Source organism: Glycocaulis abyssi (genome assembly GCF_041429775.1).
Classification (GTDB): Bacteria; Pseudomonadota; Alphaproteobacteria; order Caulobacterales; family Maricaulaceae; genus Glycocaulis; species Glycocaulis abyssi.
Map to the genome: position 1 here is coordinate 2704820 of NZ_CP163421.1, position 24351 is coordinate 2729170.

26 protein-coding genes are annotated in these 24351 nt (G+C 63.3%); 13 read left to right on the forward strand and 13 right to left on the reverse strand.

Annotated features, from left to right (window positions below):
• The first annotated feature begins 132 nt into the window (after positions 1-132).
• On the forward strand, positions 133-2496 hold the full coding sequence (locus tag AB6B38_RS13110; protein WP_371393334.1) for a TonB-dependent receptor: 2364 nt from the start codon (positions 133-135) through the stop codon (positions 2494-2496).
• A 136-nt stretch (positions 2497-2632) separates the two neighbouring features.
• Positions 2633-4348 carry an alkaline phosphatase gene (locus AB6B38_RS13115; protein ID WP_371393335.1) on the forward strand — a complete coding sequence of 572 codons (1716 nt, stop codon included), beginning with the start codon at positions 2633-2635 and terminating at the stop codon, positions 4346-4348.
• A gap of 56 nt (positions 4349-4404) precedes the next feature.
• Here the strand turns inward: AB6B38_RS13115 and AB6B38_RS13120 are convergent, their stop codons facing one another.
• Together AB6B38_RS13120 and folE are read right to left on the reverse strand one after the other, a co-directional pair.
• Positions 4405-4806: a DUF4168 domain-containing protein gene (locus AB6B38_RS13120; RefSeq protein WP_371393336.1), complete on the reverse strand. Its 402-nt coding sequence runs from the start codon at positions 4804-4806 to the stop codon at positions 4405-4407.
• 328 nt (positions 4807-5134) lie between these two features.
• On the reverse strand, positions 5135-5770 hold the full coding sequence (gene folE / locus AB6B38_RS13125; RefSeq protein WP_371393338.1) for a GTP cyclohydrolase I FolE: 636 nt from the start codon (positions 5768-5770) through the stop codon (positions 5135-5137).
• 327 nt (positions 5771-6097) lie between these two features.
• Here folE and cysS point away from each other — a divergent pair, with 327 nt between their 5' ends.
• Genes cysS through AB6B38_RS13145 form a run of 4 tightly spaced genes read left to right on the forward strand, consistent with a single transcriptional unit; the run spans position 6098 to position 9244 of the window.
• Entirely contained in the window at positions 6098-7498 is a 1401-nt protein-coding gene (gene cysS / locus AB6B38_RS13130) for a cysteine--tRNA ligase (protein ID WP_371393340.1), read from the forward strand.
• An 8-nt stretch (positions 7499-7506) separates the two neighbouring features.
• Complete coding sequence (locus AB6B38_RS13135) at positions 7507-7941, forward strand: iron-sulfur cluster assembly scaffold protein (protein ID WP_371393342.1); 435 nt, start codon at positions 7507-7509, stop codon at positions 7939-7941.
• Between the two features lie 12 nt (positions 7942-7953).
• A complete protein-coding gene (gene yidD, locus AB6B38_RS13140; RefSeq protein ID WP_371393343.1) occupies positions 7954-8274 on the forward strand; it encodes a membrane protein insertion efficiency factor YidD in 321 nt (106 codons plus the stop codon).
• 34 nt (positions 8275-8308) lie between these two features.
• Complete coding sequence (locus AB6B38_RS13145; protein WP_371393344.1) at positions 8309-9244, forward strand: glycosyltransferase family 2 protein; 936 nt, start codon at positions 8309-8311, stop codon at positions 9242-9244.
• Here AB6B38_RS13145 and AB6B38_RS13150 read toward each other — a convergent pair.
• Positions 9241-10146 carry a hydroxymethylglutaryl-CoA lyase gene (locus AB6B38_RS13150; RefSeq protein ID WP_371393345.1) on the reverse strand — a complete coding sequence of 302 codons (906 nt, stop codon included), beginning with the start codon at positions 10144-10146 and terminating at the stop codon, positions 9241-9243. The two genes, AB6B38_RS13145 and AB6B38_RS13150, sit on opposite strands and share 4 nt — an antisense overlap.
• Positions 10143-11858: an ArnT family glycosyltransferase gene (locus AB6B38_RS13155; RefSeq protein ID WP_371393346.1), complete on the reverse strand. Its 1716-nt coding sequence runs from the start codon at positions 11856-11858 to the stop codon at positions 10143-10145. The genes AB6B38_RS13150 and AB6B38_RS13155 overlap by 4 nt, the downstream gene beginning before the upstream one ends.
• Positions 11859-11985: 127 nt before the next feature.
• Here AB6B38_RS13155 and AB6B38_RS13160 point away from each other — a divergent pair, with 127 nt between their 5' ends.
• Positions 11986-12720, forward strand: coding sequence for a glycosyltransferase family 2 protein (locus AB6B38_RS13160; RefSeq protein ID WP_371393347.1), 735 nt, complete (start codon positions 11986-11988; stop codon positions 12718-12720).
• Between the two features lie 130 nt (positions 12721-12850).
• Positions 12851-13252: a hypothetical protein gene (locus tag AB6B38_RS13165; protein ID WP_371393349.1), complete on the forward strand. Its 402-nt coding sequence runs from the start codon at positions 12851-12853 to the stop codon at positions 13250-13252.
• Between the two features lie 145 nt (positions 13253-13397).
• On the opposite strand, the gene AB6B38_RS13170 is transcribed toward AB6B38_RS13165, so the two are convergent.
• Together AB6B38_RS13170 and phaR are read right to left on the reverse strand one after the other, a co-directional pair.
• A complete protein-coding gene (locus AB6B38_RS13170; protein ID WP_371393350.1) occupies positions 13398-13709 on the reverse strand; it encodes a hypothetical protein in 312 nt (103 codons plus the stop codon).
• 154 nt (positions 13710-13863) lie between these two features.
• The gene (phaR, locus tag AB6B38_RS13175) at positions 13864-14487 is read right to left on the reverse strand and encodes a polyhydroxyalkanoate synthesis repressor PhaR (protein WP_371393351.1); all 624 of its coding nucleotides are present in this window, start codon (positions 14485-14487) and stop codon (positions 13864-13866) included.
• A gap of 163 nt (positions 14488-14650) precedes the next feature.
• On the opposite strand from phaR, the gene AB6B38_RS13180 reads away from it, so the two are divergent.
• Positions 14651-15373 carry a beta-ketoacyl-ACP reductase gene (locus AB6B38_RS13180; RefSeq protein ID WP_371393352.1) on the forward strand — a complete coding sequence of 241 codons (723 nt, stop codon included), beginning with the start codon at positions 14651-14653 and terminating at the stop codon, positions 15371-15373.
• Positions 15374-15510: 137 nt separating this feature from the next.
• The gene (locus AB6B38_RS13185; RefSeq protein ID WP_371393353.1) at positions 15511-16191 is read left to right on the forward strand and encodes a DUF4908 domain-containing protein; all 681 of its coding nucleotides are present in this window, start codon (positions 15511-15513) and stop codon (positions 16189-16191) included.
• Positions 16192-16201: 10 nt separating this feature from the next.
• Here AB6B38_RS13185 and AB6B38_RS13190 read toward each other — a convergent pair whose 3' ends face one another.
• Both AB6B38_RS13190 and gloB read right to left on the reverse strand, forming a co-directional pair.
• Complete coding sequence (locus AB6B38_RS13190) at positions 16202-16660, reverse strand: cupin domain-containing protein (RefSeq protein WP_371393354.1); 459 nt, start codon at positions 16658-16660, stop codon at positions 16202-16204.
• On the reverse strand, positions 16660-17424 hold the full coding sequence (gene gloB / locus AB6B38_RS13195; protein ID WP_371393355.1) for a hydroxyacylglutathione hydrolase: 765 nt from the start codon (positions 17422-17424) through the stop codon (positions 16660-16662). The genes AB6B38_RS13190 and gloB overlap by 1 nt, the downstream gene beginning before the upstream one ends.
• Before the next feature lie 110 nt (positions 17425-17534).
• Between gloB and AB6B38_RS13200 the strand changes: the two genes are divergently transcribed.
• Both AB6B38_RS13200 and hisC read left to right on the forward strand, forming a co-directional pair.
• Positions 17535-18314 carry a class I SAM-dependent methyltransferase gene (locus AB6B38_RS13200; protein WP_371393356.1) on the forward strand — a complete coding sequence of 260 codons (780 nt, stop codon included), beginning with the start codon at positions 17535-17537 and terminating at the stop codon, positions 18312-18314.
• Complete coding sequence (gene hisC / locus AB6B38_RS13205; protein ID WP_371393357.1) at positions 18311-19402, forward strand: histidinol-phosphate transaminase; 1092 nt, start codon at positions 18311-18313, stop codon at positions 19400-19402. Before AB6B38_RS13200 ends, hisC begins: the two co-directional genes overlap by 4 nt.
• On the opposite strand, the gene AB6B38_RS13210 is transcribed toward hisC, so the two are convergent.
• The 5 genes from AB6B38_RS13210 to ftsE form a co-directional block, all read right to left on the reverse strand.
• Positions 19392-20492, reverse strand: a complete 1101-nt coding sequence (locus AB6B38_RS13210; protein ID WP_371393358.1) for a DUF2125 domain-containing protein — start codon at positions 20490-20492, stop codon at positions 19392-19394. The genes hisC and AB6B38_RS13210 overlap by 11 nt on opposite strands.
• A complete protein-coding gene (locus AB6B38_RS13215; RefSeq protein ID WP_371393359.1) occupies positions 20489-21217 on the reverse strand; it encodes a lysophospholipid acyltransferase family protein in 729 nt (242 codons plus the stop codon). Before AB6B38_RS13215 ends, AB6B38_RS13210 begins: the two co-directional genes overlap by 4 nt.
• 47 nt (positions 21218-21264) lie before the next feature.
• Positions 21265-21852, reverse strand: a complete 588-nt coding sequence (locus AB6B38_RS13220; RefSeq protein WP_371393360.1) for a YdcF family protein — start codon at positions 21850-21852, stop codon at positions 21265-21267.
• Between the two features lie 75 nt (positions 21853-21927).
• The gene (locus AB6B38_RS13225; RefSeq protein ID WP_371393361.1) at positions 21928-22818 is read right to left on the reverse strand and encodes a cell division protein FtsX; all 891 of its coding nucleotides are present in this window, start codon (positions 22816-22818) and stop codon (positions 21928-21930) included.
• Complete coding sequence (gene ftsE / locus AB6B38_RS13230; protein WP_371393362.1) at positions 22815-23537, reverse strand: cell division ATP-binding protein FtsE; 723 nt, start codon at positions 23535-23537, stop codon at positions 22815-22817. Before ftsE ends, AB6B38_RS13225 begins: the two co-directional genes overlap by 4 nt.
• A gap of 114 nt (positions 23538-23651) precedes the next feature.
• Between ftsE and AB6B38_RS13235 the strand changes: the two genes are divergently transcribed.
• Positions 23652-24350 (forward strand): DUF3426 domain-containing protein, encoded by a 699-nt coding sequence (locus tag AB6B38_RS13235; protein WP_371393363.1) that lies wholly within the window; start codon positions 23652-23654, stop codon positions 24348-24350.
• The last annotated feature ends 1 nt before the right edge of the window (position 24351 follow it).

The window sequence follows — 24351 nt, forward strand, 5'->3', positions numbered from 1 at the left end:
GCAATCTGACGTGCTGCAGCGCGTCAAATTTCTGTAACGCGACTGATAGGCCCCCGTCACATTGGCGGCGTAGCAGCACGGGGAAAGCCCGGCAAGCGTGCCGGGCCGGAGCTATTTCAGGAGCACCATGCCATGATCCGCAAATCTGTCCTCATGTCGGCTGTCGCGCTGGGCGCGGTATCCGCCCCGGCCTTCGCCGAGCTGAACGAGACGGCTCAGCCGGTTGAAGTCATCCGTGTGACGACCCAGTTCCGCGAGCAGTCGCTGGCTGAGGTGCCGGTCAATGTCACCGCATTCAATGCCGAGCTGATCGACCGGCTCGATATCCGCAATCTGGAAGACATGGCCGCGTTCACGCCGGGTCTGGTGATCCAGGAGCAGAGCCCGAACAATACCGGCTACTCCTTGCGCGGTATCACCACTGATAGCGGCGACACCTATGCGGAATCGCGCGTGGCGATCTTCCAGGACGGCATCTCCATCACCCGCTCGCGCGGCTCCTATGTCGAGCTTTTCGACATGGAGCGCATCGAGGTGGCCAAAGGCCCGCAGCCGACCCTGTTCGGACGTGGCGCGCTGATCGGTGGCATCAACCTGATCCAGAACAAGGCCGAGGACGATTTCTCTGCCTCGCTCTTTGGCGGTATCGGCAATTACGAGCAGCGCGAGATTGGCGGCCACGTCAATTATGGTCTGGGTAATGGGCTTGGCCTGCGCCTGGCCGGTGTGCACCGCAGCCGTGACGGCCATATCGACAATCTGCTTGGCGGCACGCTGCAGGGCCGCGATGTCAGCGCCATCCGGGGTGTATTCTCTGCCCGCCTCGATAATGGGTTCAGCTTTGACCTGATCGGCAATTATCAGGAAGACAATGGCCCCGGCACCTCGTTCAAGTCCGGTGTGCTGCCAACCCCGGGCGGCGATACCAGCCCGTATACGGCTGCAGCGCTCTTCACCTTCCCCGGCTTTGAGGACAATCAGGGTCTCGGCCTTGACCGTACGGTCTGGGGCGTGACGGCGCTCGCCGAATACCCGCTCAATGACGCCTGGACGCTGAGCTCCATTACTGGCTACCGCCAGTTTGACTCCCGCGAAGTGTTCGATCCGATCGGGGCAGGGCTTGATCTTATCAACCTTGCTGAAGATGCGCGCGGGCGTCAGGCCAGCCAGGAATTCCGCCTGACCTATGATGCCGGGGACCGCGTGTCGGCCGTCATCGGGGCCACCTGGTTCTACGAATCCGGTACCCAGCGCATTCCGCTCATCGTCAATGAGGCGCGCGCGCAGGCCCTGCTCCTGCAGACCCCCGCCGTGCAGGCCCAGTTTGCCCAGCAGCTGGGTGTGCCTACAGCGGCGCTCTTCCCCACGCTGAGCTTCCTGCTGGGCGTTCCGGCCAGTGACTTCACCAATATCGTCAACCCGTTCCCGTTGTCGGTTGGCGGTACGCTGGCCGCTGGTGTTCCGGTGCCGCTTGGCACCTATCAGGAAGAAGCTGCCAATTCGGGCCGCACCGAGGCGTTTGACCTGTTTGGCGAGGTCACGCTGCGCGCCACCGATCGGCTGAGCTTCACGGCCGGTCTGCGGTATACTGACGAAAGCAAGCGCACGTCGGGCTATGGCGGTTTCGTCAACGCGCCGAACCTGATCGTGGGCGGGCGCGCCCTGCTCCTGCCGGGTACGCCCGATGGCGCGGTGGTGTCCCAGAGCGCCAGCTTTGATGATGTGACCTGGCGCGTTGTGGCGGCCTATGAGGTCAATGACCGGCTGAACACCTGGATCTCCTATGCGCGTGGCCGCCGTCCTGACGTTCTGGCGCTGGACACGACCGCTCCGGGCTTCTTCTCGGTCGCACCAGCCGAGATCGTGGACTCGCTTGAGGCCGGTGCCTTCCTGACGCTGGACCGTGGCACCATTTCCGGCTCCATCTTCCGGTCGGAATACGAGAACTTCCAGTCCAGCCAGTTTGACCCGTTTGACGGTTCGCTGGTGCCGACCAATGCCGGTGAAGCCACGCAATATGGCCTGGAAATCCAGAGCAATTACGCCATCACCGATGCAATCGAGGTCTATGCCACCTACGCCTATAACCTCGCCAAGATCAACGATACGCTGGGCGGTGTGCCGCAGGAGTTCGGCGGTAACCGTTTCCGCTACGCGCCTGAACACGCAGCCTCCATCGGCCTGCGCGCAGAACTGTTCTCCAATGAAATGGGAACGCTCAGCCTGCTTCCGGCCTATAGCTGGCAGTCGCACATCTTCTTCGATGAAGACAATCAGCGCTTTGCCGGTGTGCGTCAGGACTCCTACGGCCTGCTGCGCGCCCGCCTGCGCTTTGAAAGCGCTGACATGCGCTGGTATGGCGAGGTGTTCGGCAACAATCTCACCGATGAGCAATACCTCATCGATGCGGGCAATACCGGGGCGACATTCGGCCTGCCGACCTTCATCGCCGGCTCGCCGCGTACCTATGGCGTCCGTCTGGGCGTGAACTTCTAGAGCAGCATACGCCGGGGGCGATGCGAAGAGGGCCGGGCCACTGCTTGAGGGAGCAAAGGGTCCGGCCCTTCTTCTTGTGCCTGTCACATCGGCCATGCACACTCACTTACAGAACAATCAAGGGGAGGCATAACCAGTGTTCAAGCCATACGCACTGACGCGCCGTGGCGCGCTTCTGGCCGCAGCCGGCGTGGGGGCCGGTCTGGCGGCGTGCTCGCCTGAAGAGATGCGCTTTGATCCGCTGCCCGCGCCTGAGGGTCCGTTCAAGCATGGCGTGGCGTCCGGTGATCCTGACCAGACCAGCTTTGTGGTTTGGACAGCCGTTACCGCTGATGGCGATGCCCGCACCACGCTGGAGATTGCCACCGACGCGACATTCAACACCATCGTGGAGACCCGCGAGGTAACTGCGCGCGAGGGCGTGATACCGGTCAATGGCGCGCGGCCGATGAAAGCGCTGATCGAGGGGCTGGAGCCGGGGGGTGTGTATTTCTACCGCTTCCGTCACGGCGATGAGGTGTCGCCGGTGGGCCGCACCCGCACCCTGCCTGAGGCGGGTGTCGACCGGTTCCGTATCGCGGCCTTTTCCTGCTCGAACTATCCGTTCGGCTTTTTCAATGCCTACCGCGATGCCGCCGATCAGGGTGATTTCGACCTCGTGGTGCATCTGGGCGACTATATCTACGAGTATGGTTATGGCGGATACGGAACATCCGATGCCGAGCGGCTCTCGCGCATGCCCGACCCGATGCATGAGATCCTATCGGAAGAGGATTATGCCCGCCGCCATGCGCTCTATTGCTCGGATCCTGATCTGCAGGCGCTCAAAGCCAGCGCGCCGTGGATACTGATCTGGGACGATCACGAAACGGCGAACGATTCCTGGCGCTATGGCGCAGAGAATCACGATCCCGAAACCGAAGGCGACTGGTTCACCCGGCGCGACAACGCGCTGCGCGCCTACCATGACTGGCTGCCGGTTCGCGAGGCCGAACCCTTGAAAGCGCGCTATGGCGCGGTGGAAATCGGTGATCTGGCCACGCTAATCTTTGTCGAGACCCGCCTGACGGCACGCTCTGAGGAACTGACCCTCGACACCTTCCCGATCCCTGTCGAATCCGATCCGGAAGACCCTGAAAACCAAGCTGCCGTGCAGCGCTGGCGCGACGAGGTGATAGGCGATCCCGAACGCCGGCTGATTGATGACGAACAGCGCGCCATGATCGGCGAGGCGCTGGCCGCCTCGGTGCAGGCGGGCAAGCCGTGGCGCATCATCGCCAACCAGGTGCTGATGGGACGCCTCGAAGCGCCCAACTACCTCACCCAGACACCGTTCTGGCTGCGCACCTATATGCGCCTGCAGGGCGGGTTCAACTGGCATTTTGCCCAGCGTACCGCGCACGGCGTGCCACTCAATCTGGATAGCTGGGACGGATTTCCGGTGGATCGCGAACGTCTCTATCAGACGGTGCGTGATGCCGGTGCCGACATCGTGGTGCTGACCGGGGACACCCATAATACATGGGTCAATGATCTGCACGACGCGCAAGGAAACCGGGTCGGCACCGAGTTTGGCGTCACCTCCGTGACCAGCCCGTCACCCTTTGAAACGGTAAATGCGCCGGGCGTGGATTTCGGCCGCATGGCTGAGGACCGCAATCCGGAGATCCTGCGCAATAATGCCTGGGACAAGGGCTATACCCGGCTGACCCTGACGCGCGGCGAGCTGATTGCCGAGCAGATGATCCTGTCGACCGTCAAGGATCGTGAATTCTCCATCCGCCCTGACAGCGTCTGGCGCGTCCGCCCGGCCAATGGCGGGCCGGTGCAACAGGTCGAACGGCTGGGCTGAAACGAAAACGGGCGGCCCCTCAGGGGCCGCCCGCCGGTTGTCTTATGCCAGCCTGCTTATTGGGGCTGACCCGTCTGGGCAGCGGCCTGCGCATTGATGCGCTCGGCCAGTTCAGGGTCAGTCTGCGAGCCTGCCGCGATGGCAGTATATTCCTCAACGCTGAGCCCGCTCTGCTCAACTGCGGACTGCATTTCACCCTGGGCTTCCTGTTGGACGGCCATGGCGGCTTCCTCGCTCTGGGCGGCATCCAGCTGGGGCTGATAGGTCTGGATAATCATGTTCACGCTCTGCACCGCGGTGATATAGGCGCTGATCTGCTCATCGGTCACGCTGGCGGACTCTGCCGGGGCGGGCTGCTGCATCTGCGCGCCATCCTGCTGGGCAAAAGCGGCCGGCACGGAGGCACCAGCGGCGAACATGGTCGATGCCAGTACGGCTGTCAGGAACGATTTCTTCATGGACATGTCCTTTCCCGGTTGCGGAAAATTAAGCGCCTGATCGCGCGGTGAGGAACGGGAACGTTTCAAGTAATAACATCGTTCCATATAATTCGCACCATATACACTGCATCTTATAAATTTTTGTCCGGACTAAGCTTTATTACAGAATTGTAATGAGTGAGTATCAAATTGAATTTTCCGCATTTATGATGTCTCTTAATCGAACGTGAGTTCATTCCCGTCGGGATTAGCCGGGTGTGCAGCCAGCGTCTGGAGGGTGTTGGCCAGACATGAAAAAGCCCGCCGCAGAACGGCGGGCTTTTCACTGTTAGCAGGACCTGTGAGCCTATCTCTTCGACTGTTCGCACAGGCGCATGAAGCGCTCGCGCAGTTCCGGATTGGCCTTGAACTCGCCAGTGAAGGTGGTGGTGATGGTGGAGACGTGCGGGTGATGGACGCCGCGCGTCGTCATGCACTGGTGCTTGGCATCCACAAACACGGCCACGCCGCGCGGTGCCATCGCATCATTGATGGCATCGGCGATCTGCGCGGTCATCGTCTCTTGCGTCTGCAGTCGCTTGGAGAAGGCTTCGACCACTTTGGCGATCTTGGAGATGCCGACCACCGCACGGTCCGGCAGATAGGCGACGCACGCCGTGCCGAGGATCGGGGCCATGTGGTGCTCGCAATGGCTCTCCACATCGATATGGGTGAGCATGACCATGTCGTCATAGCCTTGCACATCCTCAAAGCGCTTGCCGAGGATTTTGCCCGGGTCTTCGTGATAGCCACGGAACCATTCTTCATAGGCTTTGACCACGCGCTTGGGCGTTTCGATCAGGCCCTCGCGGCGGGGGTCATCACCGGCCCAGCGCAGCAGGGTCCGCACGGCCTCTTCGGCCTCCTCGCGGCTGGGGCGCTGAACAGGTTCAAGTATGTCGGCGGCGGCGCCGAGGTCGGTTTTTTTCACAATCGCGTCCATGAAGGGCGGATCCTTTCGTTGTCGGGTCCCGGCCAGCGCCTTGCGGCGTGGCCGGTATAGTGCCGGTTTCCGGATCCAGCGGCGGGGCGGGCTTTTGGAAGGCCCTTGTCACGTGCTCCAGCGCCGGGTCTTGCAGTCCGGTGGAAAAGGCCATCGTTCCCCGTGGGCTGCACTGCATATATGGCGTCATTTTGCGGTTTCCACTGCGCCATGACGACTTTTCCCTTCTATCGCGCCTGCCGCGTTGTCACAAGCATGTGAGACCAGTGTGCGCCGGACGCTGCTTTGGGGCTGCGCAATCCGCGTGCTTAAGCTACATAGCCGCCTATGAGCGATATAATCCTTTACGACACCGCCAGCCGGAGCCGCCGCCGCTTCGTTCCCGAGAATCCTGAGCGGGTAACGATGTATGTGTGCGGACCCACGGTGTATGGACCGGCCCATATCGGCAATTTCCGCCCTGCCGTGGTGTTTGATGTGCTCTTTCGCCTGCTGCGCGAGGTCTATGGCGCAGATCATGTGCTCTATGCGCGCAATTTCACCGATGTCGATGACAAGATAAACGCGGCGGCCGCCAGCGAAGGCGTTGATATTTCGGTGATTACCGAGCGCTTCACCAAGATCTACCATTCCGACAGCGATGCGCTGGGCATTATGCGCCCGACCTTCGAGCCGACCGCGACCGGGCATATGGCCGAGATCATCGAGACGATTGATACGCTGATAAAGGCCGGTCACGCCTATGCGGCGGAGGGCCATGTCCTGTTCGCGGTGGACAAGTGCGATGACTATGGCGCGCTCTCGCGGCGCAGCCAGGACGACATGATTGCCGGCGCGCGCGTTGAAGTGGCGCCTTACAAGAAAAACCCGGCCGATTTTGTGCTGTGGAAGCCTTCGAAAGAGGACGAGCCGGTCTGGCAGAGCCCGTTCGGGCCGGGCCGTCCGGGCTGGCATACCGAATGCGTGGCGATGATCGGCGCGGCGCTGGGGCCGTCCATCGATATTCATGGCGGGGGTATGGATCTGGTCTTTCCTCACCATGAGAATGAGGTGGCGCAGGCCAAATGCCTGCATCATGACGGCCCGCTGGCGCGCTACTGGGTGCATAACGGCTTTGTCTCGATGGACGCTGAGAAGATGTCCAAGTCGCTCGGCAATATCATCCGGCCGAGCGAGCTGCTCGCGCGCGGAGTGAAGGGCGAGGTGATCCGCTATGGCCTCCTTTCCGGCCATTACCGCGCCCCGCTGGACTGGACCGACAGGCTGATCGAGCAGAGCCGCAAGTCTCTCGACCGGCTCTATGGCGTGCTGCGCCGCTTGAGCGACGTCGAGGCTGCGGATGTGCCTGTACCGGCATCCGTGCTCGAAGCGCTGGGCGATGACATCAACACGCCCAAAGCCTTTGCGGCCCTGTTTGAAATTCTTGCCCGCGCCAACAAGGCCGAGGCGCGCGAGGAGCAGGCCGCCGCCAAAGGCGAATTGCTGGCAGCTGGCCGGGTGCTGGGCCTGTTGCAGGCTGATCCCGATAGCTGGTTTGGGCTCGACAGCATCGATGCGGACCGGCGTGCTGAAATCGATGCCTTGCTAAACGAGCGGCAGGCCGCCCGTGTGGCGAAAGACTTTGCCAAAGCCGACGCCCTGCGGACGCAGATCGATGCTCTGGGCGTGCTGGTGGATGATACGCCCGAAGGCCCGGTATGGCGGATGAAGGCGGTAGAGGAGGCGTAGGCGCCGCCATGACGACCGATCCCTATTCGCGCGACGTGATCGCCCTGGCGGCGTCGATCCCGCATCTCAGACGCCTTGAGGCGCCGCAGGCGAGTGTGCGCAAGGTTTCGCGCCTTTGCGGCTCGGAAGTAACGCTGGATATGAACGCCGCCGATGGCCGGGTCCGCGAGATTGGCTGGGATATATCGGCCTGTGCGCTGGGGCAGGCATCGGCCAGCATTCTGGGTCAGCTCATTATCGGTGCGGACCGTGCCTTGCTCGCTGAAGGCGCCGATACGCTCAACGCTCTGCTGAAAGGTATTCCGGTTCCGGACAATAGCCCGTTCATTGCCTTGCGCGCACTCGAACCGGCATCGGCCTATCCGGCCCGCCATGGCTCGATAAGACTGGCGTTTGACGCGGCGCTGGCGGCGTTCGACCAAGCCGGCCCCGGCGCGCAATAGAGCCAGACTGTCATGTGTTGTCAGAAAAAAACCGTCCGGACGCCCACAAAGTGGATTGGAATCGCGGCCGTCACGGCCTACAGGTGGACTCTCTCGCCGGTGTTTTACGCTTTTGGTGTGCGATGCCGGCACGAACCGAGTTGTTCGCTTTACGCCATGGACGCCATCACGGCGCAGGGTCTGTGGCGGGGGGGATGGCTGGCGCTGGGCCGTATCGGCCGGTGCAGGCCGGGAGGGACGCACGGGTATGATCCGGCACCGCTGGAGCCTGTCGGCGTGCCATGGTGGAAAATCTGGGCATTCCGGGGAACGCCCGGAGTGCCGCCGGAGTAGATGAGCTGCAACAAGCAGCCAGCGTGGGGTCGTGATGAGTTCGGGGGGACGCATAAGCGCGGTGATGGTCAGCTACCGGACCGGTCCGGTCCTGTTTGACTCGATCCGCTCGGTCCTCAGTGACCCGGACATTCATGAGCTAGTGCTCGTCAATCATGACAATCCCACCAATGTCACCGTGCGTCTGGATACGATGGCGGCGGCAGAGCCGCGTCTGACTGTCATTCATACCGGGGCCAATCTGGGCTTTGGCAAGGGGTGCAATATCGGCGCGCGCGCGGCGGCAGGTGATTACATATTGCTGCTGAACCCCGACACGCTGATCGCGCGCGGCGCGGCGAGGATCATGGTCACCACCGCGCAAGGTCTGCCGCCGGTGTCCATTGTGGGTGCCCGCATTCTGAATACGGATGGTAGCGAGCAACGCGGCGGACGCCGGGGCGGCCTTACCTTGATGTCAGCCCTGCTCAGCTTTACCGGCCTTGCCCGCATCCTGCCCGGCGTGCGCGATTTTCACCGGGAGGAAGAACCCTTGCCGGCCGGGCCCGTGGAGGCCCCGTCCGTATCCGGCGCGGCCATGCTGATGACCCGTGAGACTTATCGCGCGCTGAATGGCTTTGATGAGCGCTATTTCCTCCATGTGGAGGATATCGATATCTGCGAGCGTGCTCGCCGGATGGGGGGCAAAATCGTGTTCGAGCCACGCGCGGCCTTTGTCCATGTCGGTTCCACCAGCTCGGCCAATATCCTGCTTGTGGAGTGGTACAAGGCCAAGGGGCTGAACCTGTTTTTCCGTACCTATTCAGGCCCGGTCGGCCAGCTGGTCCTTGTTGTTGCCGGACCGCTGATGACGATGGCGCTTCTCGGCCGTGCGGTGCTCATCCGCGCGAGTGCGCGTGCCTTGCAGGCCCGCAGCCGGCTGCGGGCGCGTGTGCGTCTCGCCCAGCGCCGGCGCAATTCCGGGAACTAGGTTTTCGCCGGAAATCCGCCAGCTTTCGCGAGTGCCGACGCAACCGGGTGCCTGAGCGCCTCGTTTTCCAGCCAGCGTGCGACCGAGATCATCCGGTCAAGGTCAATGCCGGTATCAAACCCGGCGCGTTCGAGCATGTAGACGACATCTTCGGTGGCCACATTGCCCGTGGCACGCGGGGCAAACGGACAGCCGCCAATTCCGCCTGCTGAAGCATCGATAATGGTGACACCGTTCTGCACGGCGGCGTGGATGTTCGCCAGCGCCGTATTGCGGGTATTGTGGAAGTGCAGGCGCAGTTTCAGCGATGGCGCGGCATCGCGCACAATCCTTATGGCGCGCTCCACATCCCACGGCGTGGCCACTCCGATCGTATCGCCGAGCGCAAACTCTGTCGCGCCAGCGGCCGCTGCGCGCGCGGCCAGCAGCCCCAGAATGGCCGGGTCCACCTCGCCATCGAACGGATCGCCAAATGCTACCGAAACGGTGGCCGATAGCGGGATCTGCGCGTCGTGGGCGAGCGGCGCAATGCGGTCCAGAAGGTCCGCGGTTTCTTCCGGCGTCGCGTTCTGGTTGGCCTTGCCGAAGCCCTCAGAGGCTACCAGCACATAGTTGATCTCGTCGCAGCGTGCTTCAATAGCCCGGCGCATGCCGCGCTCATTCAGGGCCAGACCGATATAGGAGACGCCGCGCCCGCGGGGTACAGCCTCCATGATCTCGGCAGAATCGGCCATGGCCGGGACAAGCTTGGGATTGACGAAGCTGGCCGCTTCCATGCGCTTCACGCCCGCCGCGATGAGCCGGTCGATGAAGTCCAGCTTTACCGGTGTGGTCAGCAGCGTCTTGTCATTTTGCAGGCCGTCGCGCGGGCCGACCTCAACGATCTCAATAATTCGGCTCATGGCTGGCCTGGCTCCTGAAATGGCGTGCAATCGCCTGTGCGGGCGATCAGCAGGGATGTGGCGCGTCCGCGAGAATAGTTAAAGCCCGCAACCTCGCCGATGGCGCAAGCCTCGCTGCGCAATCCCTCGACAAAGTTGTCTGCGCGTTCGCGCTCCGGGCTGTCTGCGGCAGGCAGGCGCGAGAGATCGACAATGACGAGCTGCTCGGCGGAAAAATCGCTGGCCGTTGCGGCAAGCCCTTCAGCATCCATCAGGGCGATATCGCTGCGCAGCGCGAAAGCAAGGCTCGGCTCAGTATAGCTGGACACAAGCGCCGTATCGGGCGCCAGCCAGCCCTGCGCATGGATCAGGGCGGCTGCGTCGCGTGATGGGGATAGCGAGGTGGCAGGCGCGATAATCCCGCGCCCTGCCGCCTGCCAGACCAGCCCGGCCACCACCGCGCACGCCACAGCTGCGCCGGCTTTTGAGCGCGCAGCCAGCACGACAGCGCCAATTGCCGCGGCAATCAGAATTGCTGCCAGCAGCGATGCTAGCAGAACGGGTCCGTCATACTGGTGGCTGAGAAAGAAAAGGATCGCGCCTAGAACAAGGCCCGCCACGATCATCAGGCCAGCGCCCAGCCAGCGCCAGAGCGCCGGTGTTTCGCCCCAGGCCATGACGCCCCACGCCGCAAACACCGCCAGCGCCGGATAGGCCGGGAGCACATAATGCGGCAGCTTGGTGGGCAGTAGTTCAAAGACGATCCAGAAGGGTATGCTCATCATGATGAGCATCCGCGCGGCGGTCGCGTGCTCTCCGCCGGACCGTATGGCAGAAATGCCAGCGCGAAGCCCTGAGGGCAGGAAGAGGATGGCCGGGAAGAAGAGGAAGCTCAGCAGAAGAATATGATAGCCCGGCAATCCGCCATGGCTTTCATGGCCGGTGACGAGCTTGGGTCCGAGATCATCGCCCAGCGCTTCGCGCAGGAAATCGCCGTCGGTCGCGATCTGCACCGAGATCAGCCAGGGCATGAGGATCAGCGCCGCCAGCACAGGGCCGGGCCAGAAGGCGAGTGGCCGCAACCAGTTCCAGCGCTGTTCCCACAGCGCCAGACCGATAGCCGCCAGCGCCACAGCCATCGGCGTCACTGGCCCTTTGACCAGCGCGCCGAGCGCCATCAGCACCCAGAGCGCGATAGCCCAGCGTTTTGCTGTTTCCGGCGGGCCTGTGCGCAGCCGGGCCAGCGCGTAAAGCGCCCAGACAGTGAGCCCGGCCAGCATGGCGTCGGTCTTGGCGATGCCGCTTTCCACGCCCAGAAGCACGCTGGCACCCAGCAGCACGCCGGCATAAAGGCCCGCCGGATGACCCAGCAGCCGATTGCCCAGGGCCAGCGTGCCAAGCGCGGCAAGCACGGCGCCCAGCGTTGATGCGAGCCGCCAGGCCCAGATCTGGCGGTTCTCCAGCGCGCCGCTAATGGCTTCGCCTGCCGAGACCGTGGCCAGCTGCATCCAGTGTATGCCGACCGGCTTCTTGTTGCGGTCTTCATCGAGAAAGCTGATGCGGACAAAATCGCGCGTCTCCAGCATCTGGGCGGTGGCTTGCGCAAAGCGCGCCTCATCGCGGTCCATCACTGGCAGGGTGAAAATTCCTGCCAGAGAGGCTATCAGCATGGCGGCCAGTACCCCAATCCAGGCACGGCCCGGCTGGCGCAGTGATGAGATTAATCGGACCATGGCCGTTTACGCCTCCTGGCGCCCGCTCTTGCCTCTTGCATATTCAAGCTGGTGCGGGCCTCACTATTGGGTATGTATCGGGCTGCGTGCCCCTGCAAGCAGGGCGGCTGAAAGAAGGTAGGATTTTATGGCGTCTCGTGCACCGGCCATTTCGGTGGTCGTTCCGATGCATAATGAAGCGGGCAATGCGGGGGCGCTGGTTGGCGAGATCGCGCAGGCGCTCGCCGGGCATGATTTCGAAATCATCGCCGTCAATGATGCCAGCAGCGATGAGACGCTGGCTGAATTGCAGGGCGCCAAGGCCGGCGTGCCGCAGTTGCGGGTCATCAATCACCGCAGCAATGCCGGACAGTCCCGGGCGGTGCGTACAGGTTTTCTGGCGGCGCGCGGGTCCATTGTCTGTACGCTTGACGGCGATGGTCAGAACCCGCCCGGTGACCTGCCAGCGCTTGTGGCACAATTGACCCGGCCGGACGCGCCCGGCCAGCTGGCCATGGTCGGGGGTGAACGCGTCGGCCGTCAGGACAGCGCCTGGAAAAAGTTTGCGTCCCGGATTGGCAATGGCATACGCAAGCGCCTGCTCAATGATGATGCGAAGGATACTGGCTGCGGGATCAAGGTGATGCGCCGCGAAGCGTATCTGTCCCTGCCCTATTTCGATCACCAGCACCGCTTCCTGCCGGCTCTGATGAAGCGCGAGGGCTACGCTGTCGAGTTTCATCCTGTAAGCCACAGGCCGCGGATCGCGGGAAAATCCAAATATACGAATATCGGACGTCTTTTTGCCTCTATCAGTGACATTATGGGGGTGATGTGGCTCAATAGCCGTTCAAGGCAGACAGGCGGATGGGACGAAGTCTGATACCTTCCTGCGCTGCCGGGTGAGGAGTGATACAATGCCAGGTTCTGCAGGTAGCGGCATTTTCATGGGGGCGCGGGCAGCCGAAAGGCACCGGCGTGGTGGCAATCAGCCAATAAGGAGGGGACTCTCCGTGTTCAGCATTTTTCCGAAACTGAGCATTTCGATGATCATTTACGCCATAGTGGCGTTTACATTCGGCACCGACGCGATGGGGTCTCGGCTGTTCGAGATACCGATGATGTCCGGGGCCAATTGGGGCCTGACACCGGGCGATCTCATACTGATGCTTGCCCTGTTCTTCCTGTTCATCGAGATGGTGAAATCGTCCGACACCGGTACGGCGTCGATCATCAATCACGGCATGTCCATGCTGGTGTTTGTTGCGGGGCTGGTGCTCTTCCTGCTCATCCCGCAGTTTGCATCATCCACCTTCTTCCTGCTGGTGCTGATGGCGCTGCTGGATACGGTGGCCGGCTTTATCGTCACCATCGTCGCGGCGCGCCGTGACCTGGCGGTAGGCGGCGACGCCTGACACCTGACGGAACTACAAGCATGAAGGGCCGCTCCGGGCATGCCGGGGCGGCCTTTCCTTTTGACGGCCAGCTAGAGAAAAAGAAAAAAGACGCCCAGTGCCAGAACGCCGTCAGCGACACGCAAGGCGACGGGCTGTGCGCGGCTCATGCGCGCTGCTCCATGCGCGGAGCAGGCCGTGCTGGCGCGTCTGCCGCGCTGGCATAGCTCGCACGGTAGCGGCGGCGTTCGGTTTCGTCGGCGCGCAGCCCCCGGCGCTGCGATGTGTGCAGCACGGATACCCAGCCGCTACCCGCCAGAGCCACGGCCTGACCTGAAACCATGCGCGCGGAAGCCACCGCCGGGGCCGCCACCGGCGAGACCGCTTCCTGACGCGGCTGCGCCGCCCGTCCATCATTGCGGACAATGATGGCCGGAGGCGGATAGGCGCCGGATATGGGTGTGACGGGCTCGCTCATGCGCAATGTCCGCGCAAGAACGGGGCCAGTTTTTACCCTTCATAAACCTTTGTAAACCGGGCCTTAACCCTCAAGGACAAGCCGGTTTGGCGCAGTTTGCGCGCGATGGCGGCGCGGGCATGTTCCTTAATGAAACACTAAGGCCCGCCGCGCCTTACCCGCCTGCCAGCTTGTCGAGCTTGGCGCGCATCGCCTCTAGTTCGTCGCGCAGGGCCTTGACGTTGTCATTCTTGTCTTTTGCTGCGGGCGTCGGCGCGCTGCTTCCGCTTTCCTGCTGCCCGGCGGCATTGAAGGGGCTGAACACTTTCATGGCCTGCTCGAACATGGCCATGTTGCGCCGCGTCTGCTCTTCGAGAAGGGCCATTGATCCGGCAGGCGAGCTCATCGCGCCGGTCATCTTTTCGCGCAGCTCGTCCTGCTGGCGCATCAGCCCTTCCATCGACATTTTCAGATAGCCGGGCACGAAAGCCTGCATGGAGTCGCCATAAAAGCCGATCAGCTGGCGCAGAAATTCAACGGGGAGGAGGTTGGCTCCCTTGGCCTCCTCCTCGAAGATGATCTGGGCCAGAACGCCGCGCGTCAGATCCTCTCCGGTCTTGGCATCGACGACCTCGAACTCGGCGTTTTCCTTTACCAGTTCGCGCAGATGGTCGAGCGTCACGTACCGGCTGGCGGACGTGTCATAGAGACGCCGGTTGGCGTATTTCTTGATAGTAATCTTGCCGGTCTTTGTGTTTGCACTCACGCTTTGTCTCCCCCTGGGTTTGTTGCACCGCATCGTTTCCCGTGCGGTGTCAGATTTCTCGCGTGCACGCCCTCGACAACAGGCGGATTCGCGTTATGAAAGACCATTGCGCGGTCTGCTTCATGCTGCAAGTGTGCTGCGCTTTTGCTGCGCACAATAAACGGCTCCGATCAAGAGGGCTACAGGGAGGGATTTCATGGCACGCACCGCTCTGGTGACGGGAGGAACGCGGGGTATAGGCAAGGCCATCTGCCTGGCACTCAAGCAGGCCGGGTACACGGTGGCGGCCAATTATGCAGGCAATGACGCTGCCGCCGAGGCGTTCAGCAAGGAAACCGGCATTCCCGCGTATAAATGGTCGGTAGCCGACTATGAGGCGTGTGTAGCCGGTATTGGCCGGGTGGAGCTGGCTCATGGCCCGGTCGACATTCTGGTCAATAATGCGGGCATTACGCGCGATGCGCCCTTCCACAAGATGACGCCCCAGCAATGGCGCGAGGTTATCGAGACCAATCTCTCCGGCGTGTTCAACATGACCCATCCGGTCTGGAACGGGATGCGTGAGCGCGGCTTTGGCCGCATCATCACCATCTCGTCCATCAACGGCCAGAAAGGCCAGTTCGCGCAGGCCAATTACTCTGCGGCAAAAGCGGGCGATATCGGCTTTACAAAGGCGCTGGCCCAGGAGGGCGCGCGCAAGGGCATCACGGTGAACGCGATCTGCCCTGGCTATATCGCCACCGACATGGTCATGGCCGTGCCGGAAAAAGTGCGCGAGCAGATCATCGAAACAATCCCGGTCGGCCGGCTGGGCGAACCGGAGGAAATTGCCCGGTGTGTGGCCTTTCTGGCGTCTGACGAGGCCGGCTTCATCACCGGCGCCACGCTGACGGCAAATGGCGGCCAGTATCTGGTCTGATCTGTTCGAATGCGCGGAAAAGTGCCTGTAAATTCCGAAAGGGGCCGTTTCGCCGCGAAACTGCCCCTTTTTGCGGCGAGATTGTCGCCATGAGCAGGGGATATATCGCCCTTATGCTTGCTGCCGCCGGGGCTTGGGTGGTTTTGGCAAGCGACGGGCTTGGTCAGCAAAATCCGTTCTCGCGCCTTACGGGCCGGGATCAGCCGGTTGAAGCATCCGCAGTCTGGTACGAGCGGGCCGACCGGCGTGGCCGGCTTGTGCTTGACCGCTCTACGGTGCCCGCCCTGCTCTGGCAGGAAGGGACGCAGGAGGTTTATGCCGTCTACACCAATCGCGCTTCTGGTGGCGGCGAGGTGATGCTGACCGACACAGATCGGGCTTTGCTCCGCCTGTCCAATCTTGGCGGCGCGACCTTCTTTCCGCCCGATGCGCCTGACGGCGTGATCGTCGAACTGATCGGTCCGGCGCACACTCTGGTCGCGCCGCCCGTAAGCGCTACCGAACTGCAACGTGCCGCGCGTGATCTGGCCGATTTCGTCACGCGGCTAAACCGCCATCAAGTGACAGTGGCCGTGCCTTCGCTTAGCCCGTCCGACAACGCGTATCTGGTGGATACGCTACGCCTGGCACAGCTGGGCGTGGAACGAGCCAACCGGCGCGCCTTGCGAGATCTGCAATCGGTCCGGGTCGTCACCGGGTCGCGCGCCCACGCCGTGTACGCGGACGGAACGCTGGAGATTACCATTGCAACAGGGCGCGGCTATGCCGGGCGCCCCTCTTCGGAATTCATCCGCCGCGCGCTTGACCGGGGACGGTAGAGCCCAGCGGTCACGGCGCGGCGTTGTGTTTGCCGGGCCGCCAGCCTTCTGCAGCCAGCTCAAAGCCTGAAAACTCAAATCCCGGTGCCACAACACAGCTGACAAGCGTCCACGCGCCGAGGCTTTCTGCGGCCTGCCAGTGACCGGCAGGCACAACCGCTTGCGGGCGTTCACCGGCGCGTAAGTCAGCCCCCAGCCGCAGGCTGCTGGCGTTTACACCGTCGCCCGACATGGTCAGCACCAGCGGCGCTCCGGCATGCCAGAGCCAGACCTCGCTGGCATCCACCCGGTGCCAGGCGGAAACCTCGTCGGCTGCGAGAAGGAAATAGATCGCCGTGGCGTGCGCACGCCCCTGGGGGTTGGTGCCGTCGCGAAACGTTTCCGCGTACCAGCCGCCTTCGGGATGCTTCTGCATGGAGAGCATGCGAATGATTTCATTCGCGCCCAGATCGCCACTGATCGACTTCATCAGAACCGGTCCTTTGCGCTGCGCACGGCCGCATAGATGTCCGCGTCACTGGCACTTTCGAGATCCAGATGGCGGCGCAGAACCGGATCACCCCAGCGCAGGAACGGGTTTGTCTCTTTCTCGCGGCCCAGCGGGAACGGGACGGTGGCCTTGCCTGCCTTGCGTGTGGCCTGCACCTCCGCGGCGTAGGACTGAAGCGCTGCATTGTCTGGATCGATGCTCAGGGCAAAGCGGGCATTGGCGGCTGTGTATTCATGGGCGCAATAGACAATTGTGTCGTCCGGCAGCGCGCGCAGCCGCGCCAGACCGGCCTGCGCCTGCTGCGGCGTGCCTTCAAACAGGCGCCCGCAGCCCAGCGCAAAAAGCGCATCCCCGCTAAACAGTACGCGCTCGCTTTCAAACCAGTAGGCGATATGACCCAGCGTATGCCCGCCTGTATCGATCACTTCGGCCTGCAGCGCGCCAAGACGGACAAGATCGCCCGGTGAAACGGGCGTATCGACATGACCGATCTTGTCTACCTCTGCGGCCGGCGCGGTGATGCGGGCACCGAAATGCTGCGCAATATCGGCATTGCCGCCGGCATGGTCCCAGTGGTGGTGAGTGTTCCAGATTTCATGGATCTGCCAGCCTGCGCGCCCTGCCTCTTCAGTCAGCGCCTTGGCGTCTGGCGTGTCGATACTGGCGGTCTGCCCGGTTTTGCTGCACCGGATCAGGAAGCCGTAATTGTCCTCAAGGCAGGCAATCTGGCGGATTTCGAGCATGATATGGCTTCCCTGGCTGCGCAGCGCTTACGCCCTGTCTTACACAATTGCGCTGCCCAACCTATCATCCTGAAACTCCGGGGCGAGCCCGTACCGGCATCAGGAGCGTCATGCGTACCGAAGCGATCGAGATTGACAGGTTTTACCGGTCCCAGAGAGGCGAAGCGGCCCGCACCATGGTGCACCGGCGCCTGCAGGCGCTGTGGCCAGAGGTCAAGGGCCTCGACATGCTCGGCTACGGCTTTGCCGGGCCGTATCTGGAACCGTTCCGCGAGAAGGCTCGCCGCGCCGTCGCCTTCATGCCGTCCGCACAGGGCGCTATTGCCTGGCCAGACCGTCATGGCGAGCGGTGCGCCTCGGTACTGGGCGAAGAAACGCGCCTGCCCTTTGCCGAAGCCATGTTCGACCGGATCGTGGCCGTTCACACGCTGGAAGAGGCTGATGATCTCCAGCGCCTGCTGCGCGAGCTCTGGCGTGTGCTGGCACCTGAAGGACGCCTCGTCATCGTGGCGGCCCACCGCGCGGGCGCATGGGCGCGTGTGGATGCGACGCCTTTCGGTCATGGCCGGCCTTTTTCGCGCGGCCAGCTCACCCGGCTTCTGACTGGCGCGCTGTTTGAACCCATAGCCTGGGCCAGAGCGCTCTACGCACCGCCCTGGAACATGTTCTGCGGCCCGCGCCTGTCTGGCCTGTTTGAGTCAGCTGGTGAGCGCTTCTGGCCGGGATTTGGCGGGTTGATACTGGTTGAGGCGGTCAAGCATGTCGGCGCGATCCGTCCCACCGGGGCGGCCGTGCCGGTGCGGCGCAAGGCCCTTGATGCTGCGCCCGGTGCTGCGCTATCCCCGCCCGAACCCAGCCGCACCCTTACCGCGAAGGACAAGAGCCAATGATCCCTGATCCCCGTCCGGGCATTCTCGACATCAAGCCCTACAAGCCCGGTCTTCCTGCACCGGCCGGGGCGGTGAAGCTGTCCTCGAACGAGAACCCGCTCGGGTGCAGCGAGAAAGCGGCGAAGGCATTTGCCGGTTCAGCCGCGAAGCTGCATGTCTACCCGGATGGCAGCGTCGCGCGCCTGCGCGAAGCTATCGGCAAGGCCGAAGGCATTGATCCGGCGCGGATCGTATGCGGTGCGGGCTCAGACGAGATATTGCAGCTGATCGGACGGGCCTGGCTTGGCGCCGATGATATAGTCCTGCAAAGCCAGTACGGCTTTCTGGTCTATCGTCTGGTGGCCATGCAGAGCGGCGCCAGCATTGTCAGCGCCCCGGAGCGTGGCCACCGCACCGATATCGATGCCATGCTGGCGGCCGCCAGAGAGCACTCGCCGCGCGTGGTGTTTCTGGCCAATCCCAACAATCCGACGGGCACCTGGGTGCCACGTGACGACATTATCCGGCTACGCGAAGGGCTGGCGGCTGACTGCCTTCTGGTGCTGGACGCGGCGTATGGCGAATTTGTCGATGATCCGGCCTTTGAGTCCGGCATGGATCTGGTGGACCAGTATGACAACATCGTCGTCACGCGCACCTTCTCCAAGATTCACGGGCTGGCGGGGCTGCGTCTCGGCTGGGCCTATGCCCGCGAGGAGATAATCGGTATCCTCAATCGGGTGCGTGGCCCGTTCAATGTCAGCGTGCCAGCGGTCGAGGCGGGTATCGAAGCCATTGCCGACACTGCTTTCATCACGCGCTCGAAAGAACACAATGCGCGCTGGGTGGATTATCTGACGCAGCATTTGCGCGGCGCGGGCCTTGAGGTCACGCCGTCGGTCTGCAATTTCGTGCTGGTGCACTTCCCGCAGGCACTGGGCAAGACCGCCGATGATGCGGACCGCTTCCTGACCTCAAAGGGTCTGATTGTGCGCGATGTGAAGCCCTACGGCCTACCCGATGCCTTGCGCATCTCCATTGGCCTTGATGATGACAATCGGCGCGTCGCAGAGGCGCTGGCCGAGTTCATGGGTCAGCCTATTCGCTAGCGTCTTCCGCGTCTGGCAGTTCGGGCATGATCGGCAGCTGGCCGGTCAGCGGGCCTGCCTCGCCTATGCGCACAGGGCCGAGGAATATACCGCCCTGCTGGAACCGGAATGGCAGGGCCACGCCTTCATCCCGGCGCGGCGCCATCATCAGGGCCAGACGCAGTGCCTCGCCATCGCTGGGGCTTGCCACGCCGCCTGCCACAAGCGCGGCAACAAGGCTTTCCGGCTCTGCTACGAGGACTGACAGGCGGCCCTCAGGGCGCAGCAGGGCGTCAACGCCCATAGTGCCTTCACCGCTCAGGCGCGCATGACCCCAGTGCAGCGCCGCCATCGCAATCTCGGCCCGGCCGCCGCTATCGCTCCAGCTGGCCAGATTGGCGTCGGCGGCCAGCGCGCTCCAGTGTGAAAGCGTGGTGTCGGTACGCATCAGTTCAATGCGGCGGCCAAACGCGCTGACCGTGCGTTCGTCAAGCTGGTCCGGACCCAGTTCCAGACCGCGCACCTCAAGACGGATGCGCATCTGGTCGTCTTCCACCAGCTCGCTGGACAGGACCAGCTGGTCCAGCGCCTCGACCAGAACCTCTCCGCTCTCGCGGGCGATCAGGCGAAACTCCTCCAGCTCTGCGCCCGCGCGCACAGTACCCGCCCGGCCCGAGGCCAGGCTGATGCGCGCGCGTGACGCGGTTGCCAGAAGCGCGCTGGTGTCCTCATCGCCTTGAAGATCCAGCTCTGCGGGGCTGGCGAACGCGACAATCCAGTGGGAGATATTATAAGGCAGGGCGCTCGCCGAGAGTTGCGGCATGGCCATGCGCCAGCCACCATCCTCTGGCGGTGCGATGATTTCCGGAGCTCGCGCCGTTACCGTGAATCGGAACGGAAACCCGCTTACCGATAGCTGGTCGAGCGAAATGACATAGCCCTCGCTCTCACGCTCCTCCACCCAGCTGTCTGCCGTCTTGCGGATCTCGCCCGACATCCAAAGCCAGTAACCGCCATAAGCGGCCAGAAGAATGCCGAACGCCGCAAAGGGCAGGATCAGGCTGAGGCGGGAGCGGCGCGCAGGCTCAGGGGTGCTGAAATCACGGATCATGCAGAAGCGTTTCCTTGCGGGGATTCTAGCAAAGCGGCCGAGGCGGTCTCGATGCGCGTCTCAAGCTCTTCCATGAACCGGGCGCGCGGCAAGCCCGCCGGTATGGGTGGCAGAAACTCGATAATGATGGTGCCGGGCCTGCGTACAAAGCCTGATGGGGGCCAGTAAAGCCCCGAATTGAGCGCAACCGGCACGCAAGGCACCTCCATCGCGCCATAAAGCCCGGCCACGCCTGGCTTATAGCTCTCCGGCGCGCCCGGCTGGACGCGCGTGCCTTGCGGAAAGATCACGATCTGGCGGCCTTCATGCGCGCGTTCGCGCGCGGCGCGCAGCATGGCTTTTAGCGCGCTGGCACCGGCCGAGCGGTCTACCGCCACGTTTTTCAGCTTCATCGCGTACCAGCCAAAGAAGGGCAGGTATTTGAGCTCTTTTTTCAGGATGATAGCCGGGTCAGGCAGTATGTGCCAGAAGGCCAGCGTCTCGAACATGGACTGGTGTTTGGAGGCAATCAGAGCCGGGCCGGACGGGATGTGCTCAGCTCCACGCACCTCGAAACGAATGCCGCACAGCACCCGCAAACCGCCAAAGACCAGCCAGCGATAGACGGCAAAACACCCGCGCGCCCAGCTGCGCGGCCCCAGAAGCAGGGGCGAGCACACAAGGCCCATCACCGCCATCAGGCCGTACATCCAGACCGTGAAAATTGCTGAACCGATGACGTGCACGCCGGACCTGTCCTGAGTGTTTGCCGCTGGGCGGGTTTTACGGGCTGCTATGCCGTCCCGCCAAGGGGCGCGCGCACCGTCTCGCGCGCATAGACAGCAGAAAATTTCAGATATTCCTGCAGCCAGCGGCGCGCGGCGCGCGTATTGGCCCAGGGCGGCGGTGTGGCAACACCATAGGGTATCAGATCGCGCTCGGGCATGGCCGCTTTCAGCTCCAGAAGGGCGCGCGGCATGTGAAAGTCGGACGTGATGATGACCAGGCGCTGATAGCCGTGCGTGCTCGCCCAGCGCGCTGTCTCCTCGGCATTACCCACCGTGTTGGCCGCCTCGACACCGATATCGACGCAGCAATCGAACAGTTCGGGCGGCGCACCGGCTGCAGCACGGATGGCATCCATGGTCACTTCCGGATTACCGCCTGAAATCAGCAGGCGCGCGCCATGGCCCTGTGCGAGTATCGAAACGCCTGTTGCCACGCGGCCTTCACCGCCTGTCAGCGCCACAATGGCGTCGCCGCTGGCAGGCGCATCGTGAACATGAGACAGCCCCGCACGGACAAACAGCGCAAAGCCGACAACGGCCGCAATCACCAGGGCGAAGGCGGCAAAGCGGATGACGGAGAAGGCGGCTTTCATGTCTTGCGTCTCTCCTCTGGGCGCCGGTGTGACCAGACTATGGCCCTGTCCGGCCTGCCTGCCAATCGCGCGCGGTCATGGCCAGCGTGCTTTCAGTCCGGCGCTGACCGTCAGGCGGGCGGCGATGGCGGATATAAGACCGGAGACCAGCGCGGCCACCGGCACGATGATGACAATCCACCAGCCCGGCGCAAGGCTGGGCAGGAAGAAGAGCGACGCGGCGCTGCCGCCGGCCAGGTTGAGACACAAGGCGGCCAGCAGGGCCAGCAGTGATCCGGCTGCGCCCGCTTTCAGGCCCAGCATGAAGAAGCGCTGCTGGAACAGCGCAATGATGAAGCTGTCAGGCGCGCCGACCAGATGCAGCGCCTCTGCCACGTCACGGCGCATGGACAGCGCGGCGCGCGCCGCAAACACGATCACGGCTGCTGCTGCCCCGCATACGAGCAGCACCAGCCCAGCGGCGAAATAGCGTACCGTGGCCGAAGCGCGGGCAATCGCACCAGCCCATAGCCGGTTATCGTCCACGATCACGCGGTAGGGGGCATCGGCGAACAGGGCTTCAACCGCCCCGGACGCAGGCCGGTTCTCCGGATCTATCCGCAGCGTCACCAGACGGGGCAGCGGAAAATCGTCGGGCAGGGTTGTGCTGCCCAGCCAGGGCCGCAACAGCGCCGTGGACGCAGCGCGCGAGCGCACCTCGACATCGATGACGCCGGGAAGGCCGGAGGCCAGCGCGCCGGCATCACGCGCCGCCGCGTCGCCGTCTCCTTCATCTGCTGGCAGCACCTGCAGGGTCATTTCCGAAACCAGCTGGTCAGACCATCCGCCCGCCGCCCGCCAGGCACCGGCCGCGCCGATCACTGACAGGCAGGCGAGGAATACGAGGATAGCGCAGACGGCCAGCAGTGGCAGGTCGCGCCCGGCCTCACCGGGCAGTAGCGGGGCTGATCGGCGCGGTTTTGTCATGCGCTCCTTGCCCGGCGATTGAGCCGTCCTTCAGCCAGTTCGAGAACCGGCGCGTTCACCGAGCGGATAAGGGCGATATCGTGGCTGGCGATCAGTACCGTGGTGCCCAGCCGGTTCAGCTCGACAAACAGGCGCAGGAGCCGCCTTGCCATATCCGGGTCGACATTGCCGGTGGGCTCGTCAGCGATCAGGATTTCCGGGCGGCTGACAACGGCTCTGGCAATGGCGGCGCGCTGCTGCTCACCACCGGAAAGCGTTGGGGGCAGCGCATCGATGCGGTGGCCGAGCCCCACCCAGTTGAGCAATTCCACAATGTCCTCGCCATACTGGCGCACATTCTGTCCGGCGACGCGCAAGGGCAGGGCCACATTGTCGAAAACACTCAAATGCTGCAGCAGGCGGAAATCCTGAAAAATCACCCCGATGCGCCGCCGGAAAGCGGGCAGGGCGCCGCGCTCCATGACGCTGGTATCCTCGCCAAACAGGGAGACCAGCCCGCGCGAGGGGCGTTCAGCCAGATAAATCAGCCTGAGGAGCGATGTTTTACCCGCTCCGGACGGTCCGGTCAGAAACTGGAAACTTCCACGCGGTAAATCAAAGGAAATGTCGCTTAACACTTCCGGTCCGCGCCCGTAGCGCATGCCGACATTGTCAAAGTGGACAGCCGGACCCGGTCCGGCTTCGTCTGTCGGGTTGCTGGCGTTTGACGGCTGATCCATGAGACGGGCGGGTTCCCGGAAGGCGCGTGTGGGAAGACAAGAGCGAACAGGTGTTACTCCCGCATACGGGAGCCACGCGAATCTGACTATGCAGGAGATGAGAGGTCGGCGTCCATGATCGTTACCTGCCCAAGCTGTGACACACGCTACCGGGTTGACCCTGAGGCCATCGCCCTGCGCAAGGGGCGTGTGCGCTGTGCTGCGTGCGGCCATGGCTGGAAGGCGGATGAGGAGGCGCTCACGCTTGAGGAGCCGGCCAAGCCGAGCCTGCGCAAGGAACCTCTGCCCGCTGACCCGGCCCCCAGGCCTGCCGGCGGTATCGAGGCGGTCAAACCCCATGAAGTGGTGCGCAAGCGCGCCGAGACCCGCCGCCAGCGCAGCCGGCAGACGGTGGAAGGCGCAGGCTGGGCCGTTGTTGCCGCGTCTTGCGTCCTGCTTCTCGGCGCGGCCTGGCTGTTCCGGGTCGATATCGTGGACACCTTCCCGCGCACGGCCAGCGCCTATGCGGCTATCGGTGTGCCGGTAAACCCGCTCGGCCTTGAGGTGCGCGATCTGCGTGCCAGCCCCTCAGAGGACGAGGAGGGCGCGCTGGTCATTGAAGGCGTCGTGGCCAATACGACGGGCCGCGACCGGCCAACCCTGCCCTTGCGCGCCGTCATCACCGGTGAGGACGGCAGTGTGCTTGTCGAGTGGGTGGTGATGCTCGATTCGCTCAGCCTGCCTGCACGCGGCGAGGAAAGCTTCCGCTCGGTGCTCAGCGATCCGCCTGAGGGCGCGGCGGAGCTTGAAGTGCTGTTCGCGCCCGAAGGGTAAG

Coding starts and splice junctions, on each gene's coding strand:
- AB6B38_RS13110 (WP_371393334.1), top strand. CDS start 133: ATGATCCGCAAATCTGTCCTCATGTCGGCTGTCGCGCTGGGCGCGGTA.
- AB6B38_RS13120 (WP_371393336.1), bottom strand. CDS start 4,806: ATGAAGAAATCGTTCCTGACAGCCGTACTGGCATCGACCATGTTCGCC.
- folE (WP_371393338.1), bottom strand. CDS start 5,770: ATGGACGCGATTGTGAAAAAAACCGACCTCGGCGCCGCCGCCGACATA.
- cysS (WP_371393340.1), top strand. CDS start 6,098: ATGAGCGATATAATCCTTTACGACACCGCCAGCCGGAGCCGCCGCCGC.
- AB6B38_RS13135 (WP_371393342.1), top strand. CDS start 7,507: ATGACGACCGATCCCTATTCGCGCGACGTGATCGCCCTGGCGGCGTCG.
- yidD (WP_371393343.1), top strand. CDS start 7,954: ATGTGTTGTCAGAAAAAAACCGTCCGGACGCCCACAAAGTGGATTGGA.
- AB6B38_RS13145 (WP_371393344.1), top strand. CDS start 8,309: ATGAGTTCGGGGGGACGCATAAGCGCGGTGATGGTCAGCTACCGGACC.
- AB6B38_RS13150 (WP_371393345.1), bottom strand. CDS start 10,146: ATGAGCCGAATTATTGAGATCGTTGAGGTCGGCCCGCGCGACGGCCTG.
- AB6B38_RS13155 (WP_371393346.1), bottom strand. CDS start 11,858: ATGGTCCGATTAATCTCATCACTGCGCCAGCCGGGCCGTGCCTGGATT.
- AB6B38_RS13160 (WP_371393347.1), top strand. CDS start 11,986: ATGGCGTCTCGTGCACCGGCCATTTCGGTGGTCGTTCCGATGCATAAT.
- AB6B38_RS13170 (WP_371393350.1), bottom strand. CDS start 13,709: ATGAGCGAGCCCGTCACACCCATATCCGGCGCCTATCCGCCTCCGGCC.
- phaR (WP_371393351.1), bottom strand. CDS start 14,487: ATGCGGTGCAACAAACCCAGGGGGAGACAAAGCGTGAGTGCAAACACA.
- AB6B38_RS13180 (WP_371393352.1), top strand. CDS start 14,651: ATGGCACGCACCGCTCTGGTGACGGGAGGAACGCGGGGTATAGGCAAG.
- AB6B38_RS13190 (WP_371393354.1), bottom strand. CDS start 16,660: ATGAAGTCGATCAGTGGCGATCTGGGCGCGAATGAAATCATTCGCATG.
- gloB (WP_371393355.1), bottom strand. CDS start 17,424: ATGCTCGAAATCCGCCAGATTGCCTGCCTTGAGGACAATTACGGCTTC.
- AB6B38_RS13200 (WP_371393356.1), top strand. CDS start 17,535: ATGCGTACCGAAGCGATCGAGATTGACAGGTTTTACCGGTCCCAGAGA.
- hisC (WP_371393357.1), top strand. CDS start 18,311: ATGATCCCTGATCCCCGTCCGGGCATTCTCGACATCAAGCCCTACAAG.
- AB6B38_RS13210 (WP_371393358.1), bottom strand. CDS start 20,492: ATGATCCGTGATTTCAGCACCCCTGAGCCTGCGCGCCGCTCCCGCCTC.
- AB6B38_RS13220 (WP_371393360.1), bottom strand. CDS start 21,852: ATGAAAGCCGCCTTCTCCGTCATCCGCTTTGCCGCCTTCGCCCTGGTG.
- AB6B38_RS13225 (WP_371393361.1), bottom strand. CDS start 22,818: ATGACAAAACCGCGCCGATCAGCCCCGCTACTGCCCGGTGAGGCCGGG.
- ftsE (WP_371393362.1), bottom strand. CDS start 23,537: ATGGATCAGCCGTCAAACGCCAGCAACCCGACAGACGAAGCCGGACCG.
- AB6B38_RS13235 (WP_371393363.1), top strand. CDS start 23,652: ATGATCGTTACCTGCCCAAGCTGTGACACACGCTACCGGGTTGACCCT.